Genomic DNA, 9795 nt, shown 5'->3' with positions numbered 1-9795 from the left:
CTTTGTTGTTGATAATTAATTATTGTTAATTAATTATTAACAACAAAGGTTTATGTTATGAAGCAGTTAACAAATAATAGTTTTAGCAAGCAAAAAGGTTTCACCCTAATTGAATTAGTGGTGGTTATTGTTATTTTAGGTATTTTAGCGGCAACAGCGGCGCCTAAGTTTATTGACATACAAGATGACGCTAATACTGCAACATTACAAGCGGTTAAGGCATCAATGCAAACAGCTAGTGCGTTGGTGTATAGTAAATCATTGATTGCAGGTAATCAGGATACAGTTGGTGTTGCAAGCGGGCCCACTGTAAAGGTAAACGGTTCAGATTTAGCGATTAGTTATGGCTATCCGGTAGTTACATATAATGCAACTACTCTTCCAGGTGGTTGGGATAAGTTAATAGAAGTTGGAGACTTTGAAACAGCAGTTGTTGGTACTGCTTTTTATGTTTATCTTAAAAATGGGACAACTCCCACTACTTCTTCTGTTTGTAATGTTTCTTTCACCGAAGCAACTGCAGATGCTCCACCGACTATTATAGTGAAACCTTGTGCGTAGCCGGTAATATAGTAGAGAAAATTTTAATAAAAGAGAGCTAAGCTCTCTTTTATTGTTTTGAGCGGCTGAGTATATTAAGAGTATTGTATTTATTCAGCTAGAAAAAGCTCAATCAAGCCTTGTTTGTTAATGAATGACTATTAGTCCATTATTTAACAATAAAAATTCAAGGATAAAAATTGGCTGGTATTAAGTAATACAGGCTAACTGTTCGCTTTATATGCACTTTGCAGGCACAGTACATAAGCCAACTGAATAGTTAAAAAACTAAGCGTTTTAGTACCTGCCATTTAAAGGTAAATAACTTGTAGAAAAATGGTCATGTATTTTTAACACTAATGAGATTAAGCTGACCAATAGCCATATATGTATCGGTAAAGCTTTAAGGGTTTTACTACATTCAATTAATAATCGTTTGTGCTACTTATAATATTAGCCTGAGTTATTTAATAAAAGCGCACTAAAGGTAGTTAGTATGAATTCCAAAGGATTCACCTTAATCGAGCTAATTGTTGTCATTATGATTATTGGCATTTTAGCAGCAACTGCCGCGCCTAAATTTATTAATTTAAACGCGGATGCACAAACGGCGACATTGCAGGGTGTTAAGGCGACAATGAAAGCTGCTGCGGCTAAGGTGCATAGTAAGTCACTGGTTAAAGGCAATCAAAAGCTTGTCACCGGGACGGTTAATATCGGTGACGGTGGTGGGTCGGCTAATGATGGTGAGTTAGCTATTACTTTTGGTTATCCGGTAGCCAATGCAGGCGAATGGCAACGATTGATGAGTCTTGATGTCGCCGATTTCAACTATCGCCAATTGGCAGTGGGAGATGTTATCGCTATATATCGCAGCGATGTTACGCCGCCAACGAGCTTAACCGACCCTTGTATTGTTTATTATGTTAAGCCGGCTAGTGAAGCTAGTGTACCGTCTTTTATATTAAACGCCTGTATTTAGTGTCTTTGGTATAGTTATTTGTGGTGGGATAAATGTGAATAATGTTAACAATCTGAAAAATAAAAGCTTAAATCAGGGCTTCACTTTGATTGAATTGATTATTGTGATCATTATCTTGGGGATTCTCTCAGTCACAGTAGCCCCTAAATTTTTTACCGCTAAGGGCTTCTCAGAATACGGCTATCGTACCGATGTGATAGCGAAATTACGTTTGATTCAAATTAAGGCCATGCAACAAACTCAAGCCATACCAGAAGACGATAAAAGTTATTGCCACAGTGTATTGTTAACCGATACAAAATTAGGCACGCCTGATGACTGTGATGACACGCCAAGTTTTGACAGCATATGGGAAGATAGCGCCACAAAAGTGAAGATAGCTGACCAAGACAATGTCACCTTTTCCAGCAATATAATGGGCAATAGCTTTTCATTCGACAGTATGGGGCGACCGTCCTGTGATGCTCCTTGTAAAATCACCATTAACGGTGAGCAAAATATCAGTGTGCAAATAGAATCAGAAGGTTATATTCATGCGCTTTAAGCAAAAGCTACCCCCAACATTGATGTTGCCCACCAAAGCATCACAGCAAGGTTTTAGCCTAATTGAGATCATTGTCGGTATTGTGGTGTTATCGATTGCCTTTTCAATATTTACCACGTTAATTTACCCGTTAGCTAATCAAAGTGCTAGGCAAGTACATCAAATTAAAGCCGCAGAACTTGGCCAGTCCATGATCAATGAAATTATTGCTAAAGCCTTTGATGACAACGCTGATATGTCGGGTGGTATTTATCGCTGTGGTGAAAGTGGTGCAACCGCATGTTCTTCAACGCTAGCTGATGAAGAGTCAGGGGAAAGAGAGCGATTTGATGATGTTGATGATTATAATAACTTATCCATTATGGAAAGTTCGTTGGGACATGGAGACTCCCTAAACGATATCTATGTTGGTTATCAAATTAGCGTTAAGGTGATCAACGACAGTGATTACGATGGCGACAATGACTCTGAAGATAACAACTTTACCGCTAAGCTTATTACGGTAACCGTAACCACTCCGCAAGATTTCGATTTTGTTTTTGCTGTATATCGGGCGAATTTCTAATGCCTGGATCTAGACATAAGCTTAAACATCAGCCTAAGCATCAAGCTAAAAACCAGCACGGCTTTACTTTAATTGAGCTAGTCACCGTGATTGTTATATTAGGTGTATTGGCGACCGGCATTACCTCATTTCTACGCTTTGGCACGCAAAGTTATACTGATGCTGCCGACAGAGATGCGTTGATTTCTACCGCGAGATTCGTGGTAGAACGGCTTAATCGTGAAGTCAGAAACGCATTGCCTAATAGTATTCGTACTATCGGCGTTAATAATCAATGCATAGAGTTTGTGCCAATCGATAAAAGCGTGATTTATCTTGATATTCCTGTGGCACCAGAAGCCTCAAGTAATAGTGTTGACGTGCTTATATTGGAAGATGATTTATCATTAACAACACAATATGTTGCTGTTTATGCGTTAAGTAGTGACGATATATATAATAAAGAACCCGGTGTTATTGAAGAATTTTCATCAGTAGCTAATTCTGGCGATAGGCAAGTTAAATCAACAATCAGCTTTACTAGCAATATTATATTTACAGAGGAATCTCCAACCGAACGTTTGTATTTCATTGGCTCACCAGTAAGTTACTGTGTTGAAAATAAAGCTATTTATCGTTACCAAACTTATGGTTTTGGAAATTACGATAGCGATGGCAGGCCACTTAGCAGCACTAATACTAAGAAAGTGTTGATGGCAGAATATGTCAATAATTATTCATCGTCTAGCACCCTTCTTCCCTTTCAGACCAGTGCAGCGACGTTACAACGAAATGGTTTAGCACTCATCAGGTTGAAGTTTACTCGTAACCTAGAAGATATTGTCTTTAATAATGAGATACAGGTGCCAAATGTTCCATAAAAAACCGTTTAGACTAACAAAATTGCCTAGCCAATCAGGAAAGTCCCGACACCCAAATCAACAAGCGGGTAGCGCATTAGTTATCGCTATTTTTGTGATTATTGTCTTGTCAGTACTCGGCGCCGCTTTAGTTAAAATGTTAGATTCGAGTCAAGAAAGTGTCGCCTATGAAGTATTAGGAACTCGAGCTTATACTGCAGCAGTAAGTGGCTTACAGTGGCAGTTGGCGGAAGTATTTCCGTTAAACGGCCCTGCTATTACTTGTAAAGGCCAGACTGAGATTGACAGTGCCACCCCTAGTTTTAATAATGTGCTGGGCTTAGCGCAGTGTAATGTTAGCGTTAGCTGCATTGACTTTGAACGAGATGGTATTCGTTATTACGCAATCAGTGGTACTGGCACCTGTGCTATTGGCAGCGAACTAACCTCAAGAAAAATAGCGGTCGAAGCACATAGCCTGCTCTGATTTTGTATCAAGCTCTCTATATCAAACACTATCTAGCTGTTTAAATTAATAGCTATAAACAGGATTGAAGATAAGTAGATTATAATGAGGCAGCACTAGAGCATGAATCAAAAGCGATAAGTAAAATTGAGACTTAACTCGCCTTTGCCCCTACTTACCAAGATAACAGTTACCGCCATTTTAAACGTTAAGCATAAGCTTGACTGGGTTAAACACTTCATCAAGAGTCTAGCTTCAATCATAGTCACAATAAAGTCTTAGCCAAATCCATTAACATCAAAGAGGGTCAAGTCGGGCTTAAAACATCTTACTAATATCTTGCACCACCTATGCTGCGTCATCGTAAATTTTTCAGCGGAAAACCATAGCGTTAAATTCATTCAACTTTTTGTTTACTTGGCAACAGCTGCATTTTTAAAAATAGAATATTAAGACAAGCCATTAGTCGACGGCTTTATTATTAGGTCTAGCTTGATTGAAGTATATGATGGTGCAAGCTTTAACACTCATACCAATGAGAGTTGTTTCATGGGGCTTATGGGTAATGAAAAGTCTGGACTAAATACTCAAGCAATATGAATCTTCGGGATTATAGTTTAATCGATATTGATAGTGATTAAATACAGGTAAGTGATACCTAAGTTAGCGCGTCAGTTGATTTTGATAATGGTATGCTAAACCGATTGTTTTGCTCCAAGCCCAAGCAACTAGGGGCGCTTGAATGGGAAGATAAAGTGCCAAGTTGGTTAGCATTTAAGTGGAATCCCTTAGACGCTAATCATGATGGTAATTTTTACGATGACAACCCAAGTGCGACATTAAGCTTTGGGATTTATCATGGTAATGACCGTATTATCTCATGACACAAAGTCCTCAATTAATATCGCGGTTGGTTAACATCCGGCATTTATTTAATGCGATAGGGATAATGTTTATCAAATTATCTTTTTTAGTTAAATAATCTCAATATTTCATCATATTTTGTCATTGAAATAACACAAGCGCGATAGTCTGCGCTATGATAGCGTGCTAATAGTAAAAATATCATTTGTCAGCTAATCTGTAGCGGGCAAATTAAGTACAACAATATTCTGGCAATTTGTTGCCTAGGTTATGTTTAAAGGACATTTCGACAATATGTTTAAGAAATTACGCGGCATGTTTTCTAACGATTTATCAATTGACTTAGGAACCGCAAATACCCTTATTTATGTAAAAGACCAAGGTATCGTTTTGAATGAGCCTTCAGTTGTGGCTATTCGACAAGACCGCTCTGGTGGCTCTAAAAGTGTTGCTGCAGTGGGTACGGCAGCCAAACAAATGTTAGGTCGCACACCCGGAAATATTGAAGCAATTCGTCCGATGAAAGATGGCGTTATTGCTAACTTTTTTGTGACTGAAAAAATGTTGCAGTACTTCATTAAACAAGTACACAGCAATAATTTTTTACGACCAAGCCCACGCGTCTTGGTTTGTGTGCCTTGCGGCTCTACGCAAGTTGAACGACGTGCGATTCGTGAATCAGCAATAGGTGCTGGCGCGCGCGAAGTGTATTTGATTGATGAGCCTATGGCGGCAGCAATTGGCGCAGGTATGCCAGTGTCAGAAGCAACAGGTTCCATGGTGGTTGATATTGGTGGTGGTACCACTGAAGTCGGCATTATTTCTCTAAACGGTGTGGTTTATTCTTCTTCTGCGCGCATCGGTGGTGATAAGTTTGACGATGCCATTATTAACTATGTACGTCGTAATTTCGGTAGTTTAATTGGTGAAGCAACCGCTGAGCGCATTAAACATGAAATTGGCTCTGCCTACCCTGGCGACGAGGTACTTGAAATTGAAGTGCGCGGACGTAATTTAGCAGAAGGTGTGCCACGTAGTTTCACTTTAAATAGCAATGAAATTTTAGAAGCGCTACAAGAGCCGTTAACCGGTATTGTCAGTGCGATTATGGTGGCATTAGAGCAATCACCACCTGAACTAGCCTCTGATATTTCAGAGCGTGGTATGATTTTAACCGGTGGCGGCGCCTTGTTAAGAGGTATAGATCGCTTACTGATGGAAGAAACCGGTATTCCGGTTGTGGTTGCTGATGATCCACTGACTTGTGTAGCTCGTGGTGGTGGTAAGGCCATTGAAATGATTGATATGCACGGTGGTGATTTATTCTCCTACGAGTAGCATACTAATTATTTATCGCCATTTTGACTAATTATTTCATCGAATGTACTCATTGATTAGCGTCAATTTCGTACATTTGCTGGCTAGTTAAAGCCAATGGCGATAAATAAATTAGCATTTATACAAGTTTAATTTATGAACCCTATATTTAAGCATGGACCATCTCCTGTGCACCGACTTGTTTTGGTGCTGCTTTGTTCTGCAGCATTAATATTTTTTGATCATAAAATGAATAGCTTTGAGCCTGCTCGAGGCTTTTTGCAGTCACTGGTCAGCCCATTACAGTATTTGGCTACCGCGCCAAAACAAATGATGAATTGGGCGGCAGATAATATTATCACTCGTCGTCAACTCCTCGCCGATAATCAACAATACAAAATCAACGAGTTAGTTTTTCATGAGCAAGCTTTACAATTAGATATTGTGCAACGTGAAAATAATCGACTCAGAGCCTTGCTTGCTTCACCATTGCGCGGTGATGCTAAAAAAATGGTGGCAGAAATTCTTAGTGTCGACAGTGACCCTTATACTCATCAAGTGGTGATCAACCGTGGTGCTAACGACGGCGTTTATGAAGGCCAAGCGGTAATTGATGATGAAGGGATTGTTGGCCAAATATTGCATGTGGGTACCACAAGTAGCAGGGTGTTATTGATCACTGATATTACCCACGCTGTACCGGTGAGAATAAGCCGTAATGGGCTTAGACTTATTGCCACTGGTGGCGGTGTTATTGATCGCTTAACCCATAATTATGTCCCTCACAGTAGTGATATCCGTATGGGCGATTTATTAGTGACTTCAGGCTTAGGCAGTAAATTCCCAGAAGGATATCCGGTAGCAAAAGTTACCGGCGTTATTCAAGATGAATCACGTGCTTTTTCTCAAATTCAAAGCCAGCCAGTAGCCAAAATAGATCGCTTACGTTATGTTTTATTATTGTGGCCAGAGCAGAACAATCTTCAAGGGCCTAATGAAAGTAAAACATTGCCCACTGAAAAGGCCAATATTAAATGAGTCTTGTTAGTCGTTTAATTATGCTTTTAACGCTTTTAGTAGCACTACTCGCCACTATTATGCCGCTACCATTGAGCGTTGATGCTTTTCGCCCTGATTGGGTCTTGGTGGTTTTATTTTATTGGTGTTTGGCATTGCCCTCGCGTGTTAATGTTATTTCAGCTTGGGTTATGGGCTTTATTCTCGATGTTTTACTGGGCTCTACTTTAGGTGTGCATGCTGGCGCTATGGCGATTAGCGTTTATATTGTTGCTGGGAATTTTCAGAAAATACGTAATTTTTCTGTTTGGCAGCAAGCACTGATTATTGGTGTGCTATCGGCGTTATATCACTTAATTGTTTTTTGGTTACAACGATTTTTAACTGACGCTGTGTTTTTACCTAGTTACTTATATCCGGTGTTTACCACCATTATCCTCTGGCCCTGGGCTTTTTTACTCTTACGTAAAATAAGACGAAACTTTAGAATAACATAACATGTCTACTACTTTGATTTTGGCGTCACAATCACCGCGCCGACAAGAACTACTTCAACAAATGGGCTACGACTTTGTCTGTGCACCTGCAGATCTTGATGAAACTGTACTCGCAGCAGAAAAACCTGAACAATATGTCGCGCGCTTGGCATTAGCAAAAGCCCGAGTCATTGCCAAGCAATATGCTGATGATGTCGTGGTACTTGGCTCTGATACTAGTGTGGTCTTTGGTCAGCATATCTTAGGCAAACCGGAATCTTTTGCCGATTGTCTCAGTATACTTAAGATGTTGTCGGGACGTACTCATCAGGTAGTTACTGCGATTGCTGCAGTAAAAGGTGAACGTATTGATGTGGTTGTGGTCGGTACTGAAGTGGATTTTAAAAACCTCACCGAACAAGAAATAAAGCGCTATTGGCAAACAGGCGAGCCACAAGATAAAGCCGGTGCCTATGGTATTCAAGGAATTGCAGGACAATTTGTCAAACAAATTCGTGGTAGTTATTCTGCCGTTGTTGGCTTACCTTTATATGAAACAGCACAGCTGTTATCAGCATTTGGCGTAGAATCGTCAATGACACAAGCATAAATAGGAATCGATATGAGCGGTGAATTACTTATCAATGTTACGCCAAGTGAAACACGAGTAGCGTTAATCGAAAATGGTTCACTACAAGAAGTCCATGTTGAACGCGAAACTCGGCGTGGCTTAGTCGGCAATATTTATCTGGGTAAAATTATTCGTGTTTTACCCGGTATGCAAGCGGCTTTTGTTGATATTAATCTCGGCAAAGCGGCTTTTTTACATGCCTCAGATATCAATTCAAAACTCATTTTAAACGAAGATAGCAGCAGTGAACAAGTGCCTGATATTAGAAATTTGGTACATGAGGGCCAGCATATTGTGGTGCAAGTTGTTAAAGACCCTATGGGCACCAAAGGTGCGCGACTCACCACAGATATTACTATTGCGGCACGTTATCTAGTGTTAATGCCTAACGCCAGCCACGCGGGAATATCACAGCGTATTGATGACCCAGCAGAGCGAAATCGTCTGAAATCGATCGTTACGCCTTATTGTTCGAAAGAGCATGGCTTTATTGTTCGCACCGCAGCTGAAGGTGCCAATATAGAAGAACTACAACATGATGCTGAGTTTTTGCGTCGCGTTTGGGCAAAAGTTGTTGAGCGAAAAGAGCGTAAACAAACTAAAGATCCTATCTATCAAGATTTATCGTTAGCATTTCGTGTGCTGCGCGATTTTGTTGGTGTCTCACTTGAGCGCATTCGTATTGATTCAAAACTCACTTATGAACAATTGCTTGAGTTTACCACTGAATTTGTTCCCAATTTAGCCCCTGTATTGGAATGTTACCCGGGCGAACGACCTATTTTTGATTTGTTTAACGTTGAAAACGAAATACAGCGTTCATTGCATCGCAAAATTGAGTTGAAATCAGGGGGGTCTTTGATCATAGATCAAACCGAAGCCATGACCACCATTGATATTAATACCGGTGCTTTTGTCGGGCATCGTAATTTAGAAGAAACGATTTTTAATACTAATATTGAGGCAACACAAGCGATTGCTCGACAGCTTAGGTTAAGAAACCTCGGTGGTATTATCATCGTTGATTTTATTGATATGAATATAAAAGACCATCAGCGCCGTGTTTTACACAGTTTAGATATGGCAATGGCGAAAGATAATGTTAAATATAGTTTGTCAGATTTCTCTGCATTAGGCCTGGTGGAAATGACCCGAAAACGCACGCGTGAAAGCCTAGAGCATATTTTATGTGGTGAGTGTGAGGTATGTCACGGTCGTGGTTATGTGAAAACAGTTGAAACCGTGTGTTTTGAAATTCTACGAGAAATTGTGCGGGTAAATCGTGCTTATGACGCGGATAAATTTATTGTCTATACCTCATCATCGGTGAGTGAATCATTAGAAAATGACGAGTATCATAATTTGGCCGAGCTTGAAGTCTTCATCGGCAAGCAGATTAAAGTACAGACTGAAACCATGTACAGTCAAGAGCAATTTGATGTGGTTATGATGTGATGCTGTTTTGTGTCTATGCTTTGAATTAGCCGGTCAAGTTTAAAGCACAATGAGCATGCAGATTGCATTTAAGCTGTCAATTTGACGCAAAAAAACCTG

Annotated in this window: 11 protein-coding genes and 1 pseudogene; all 12 read left to right on the top strand. The window is 40.0% G+C overall.

Annotation, left to right across the window (positions count from 1 at the left end; all coding sequences use genetic code 11):
- Positions 1-57: 57 nt before the first annotated feature.
- The 12 genes and pseudogenes from H4J59_RS19690 to rng all read left to right on the top strand — a co-directional run bounded on the left by H4J59_RS19690 (position 58) and on the right by rng (position 9696).
- Entirely contained in the window at positions 58-561 is a 504-nt protein-coding gene (locus tag H4J59_RS19690) for a type II secretion system protein (protein ID WP_182240884.1), read from the top strand.
- A gap of 475 nt (positions 562-1036) precedes the next feature.
- Positions 1037-1522, top strand: a complete 486-nt coding sequence (locus H4J59_RS19685) for a prepilin-type N-terminal cleavage/methylation domain-containing protein (protein ID WP_182240882.1) — start codon at positions 1037-1039, stop codon at positions 1520-1522.
- 34 nt (positions 1523-1556) lie between these two features.
- Positions 1557-2066, top strand: coding sequence for a prepilin-type N-terminal cleavage/methylation domain-containing protein (locus H4J59_RS15550; protein WP_182240880.1), 510 nt, complete (start codon positions 1557-1559; stop codon positions 2064-2066).
- Positions 2056-2631, top strand: coding sequence for a prepilin-type N-terminal cleavage/methylation domain-containing protein (locus H4J59_RS15545; protein ID WP_259369556.1), 576 nt, complete (start codon positions 2056-2058; stop codon positions 2629-2631). The genes H4J59_RS15550 and H4J59_RS15545 overlap by 11 nt, the downstream gene beginning before the upstream one ends.
- Positions 2631-3491: a PilW family protein gene (locus tag H4J59_RS15540; protein ID WP_182240878.1), complete on the top strand. Its 861-nt coding sequence runs from the start codon at positions 2631-2633 to the stop codon at positions 3489-3491. Before H4J59_RS15545 ends, H4J59_RS15540 begins: the two co-directional genes overlap by 1 nt.
- Positions 3481-3957, top strand: coding sequence for a pilus assembly PilX N-terminal domain-containing protein (locus tag H4J59_RS15535; protein ID WP_182240876.1), 477 nt, complete (start codon positions 3481-3483; stop codon positions 3955-3957). Before H4J59_RS15540 ends, H4J59_RS15535 begins: the two co-directional genes overlap by 11 nt.
- 662 nt (positions 3958-4619) lie before the next feature.
- Positions 4620-4820 (top strand): annotated as a pseudogene (locus H4J59_RS15530) (DUF6701 domain-containing protein); the annotation flags it as partial.
- A gap of 274 nt (positions 4821-5094) precedes the next feature.
- Positions 5095-6138, top strand: a complete 1044-nt coding sequence (locus H4J59_RS15525) for a rod shape-determining protein (protein WP_182234146.1) — start codon at positions 5095-5097, stop codon at positions 6136-6138.
- Between the two features lie 135 nt (positions 6139-6273).
- Complete coding sequence (gene mreC, locus H4J59_RS15520) at positions 6274-7155, top strand: rod shape-determining protein MreC (RefSeq protein WP_182240872.1); 882 nt, start codon at positions 6274-6276, stop codon at positions 7153-7155.
- Positions 7152-7631 (top strand): rod shape-determining protein MreD, encoded by a 480-nt coding sequence (gene mreD / locus H4J59_RS15515; RefSeq protein ID WP_182240870.1) that lies wholly within the window; start codon positions 7152-7154, stop codon positions 7629-7631. The genes mreC and mreD overlap by 4 nt, the downstream gene beginning before the upstream one ends.
- Position 7632: 1 nt before the next feature.
- The gene (locus H4J59_RS15510) at positions 7633-8220 is read left to right on the top strand and encodes a nucleoside triphosphate pyrophosphatase (protein WP_182240868.1); all 588 of its coding nucleotides are present in this window, start codon (positions 7633-7635) and stop codon (positions 8218-8220) included.
- Between the two features lie 12 nt (positions 8221-8232).
- Positions 8233-9696 (top strand): ribonuclease G, encoded by a 1464-nt coding sequence (gene rng, locus H4J59_RS15505; protein ID WP_182240866.1) that lies wholly within the window; start codon positions 8233-8235, stop codon positions 9694-9696.
- Positions 9697-9795 lie beyond the last annotated feature (99 nt).

The organism is Colwellia sp. MB02u-10 (assembly GCF_014077185.1).
Lineage (GTDB): Bacteria > Pseudomonadota > Gammaproteobacteria > Enterobacterales > Alteromonadaceae > Cognaticolwellia.
This window is presented reverse-complemented; position numbering and strand designations above follow the sequence as displayed.

Excerpts from the sequence above, each read along its gene's own strand:
- H4J59_RS19690 (WP_182240884.1), top strand. The coding sequence starts at position 58 with ATGAAGCAGTTAACAAATAATAGTTTTAGCAAGCAAAAAGGTTTCACC.
- H4J59_RS19685 (WP_182240882.1), top strand. The coding sequence starts at position 1,037 with ATGAATTCCAAAGGATTCACCTTAATCGAGCTAATTGTTGTCATTATG.
- H4J59_RS15545 (WP_259369556.1), top strand. The coding sequence starts at position 2,056 with ATGCGCTTTAAGCAAAAGCTACCCCCAACATTGATGTTGCCCACCAAA.
- H4J59_RS15540 (WP_182240878.1), top strand. The coding sequence starts at position 2,631 with ATGCCTGGATCTAGACATAAGCTTAAACATCAGCCTAAGCATCAAGCT.
- H4J59_RS15535 (WP_182240876.1), top strand. The coding sequence starts at position 3,481 with ATGTTCCATAAAAAACCGTTTAGACTAACAAAATTGCCTAGCCAATCA.
- H4J59_RS15525 (WP_182234146.1), top strand. The coding sequence starts at position 5,095 with ATGTTTAAGAAATTACGCGGCATGTTTTCTAACGATTTATCAATTGAC.
- mreC (WP_182240872.1), top strand. The coding sequence starts at position 6,274 with ATGAACCCTATATTTAAGCATGGACCATCTCCTGTGCACCGACTTGTT.
- mreD (WP_182240870.1), top strand. The coding sequence starts at position 7,152 with ATGAGTCTTGTTAGTCGTTTAATTATGCTTTTAACGCTTTTAGTAGCA.
- H4J59_RS15510 (WP_182240868.1), top strand. The coding sequence starts at position 7,633 with ATGTCTACTACTTTGATTTTGGCGTCACAATCACCGCGCCGACAAGAA.
- rng (WP_182240866.1), top strand. The coding sequence starts at position 8,233 with ATGAGCGGTGAATTACTTATCAATGTTACGCCAAGTGAAACACGAGTA.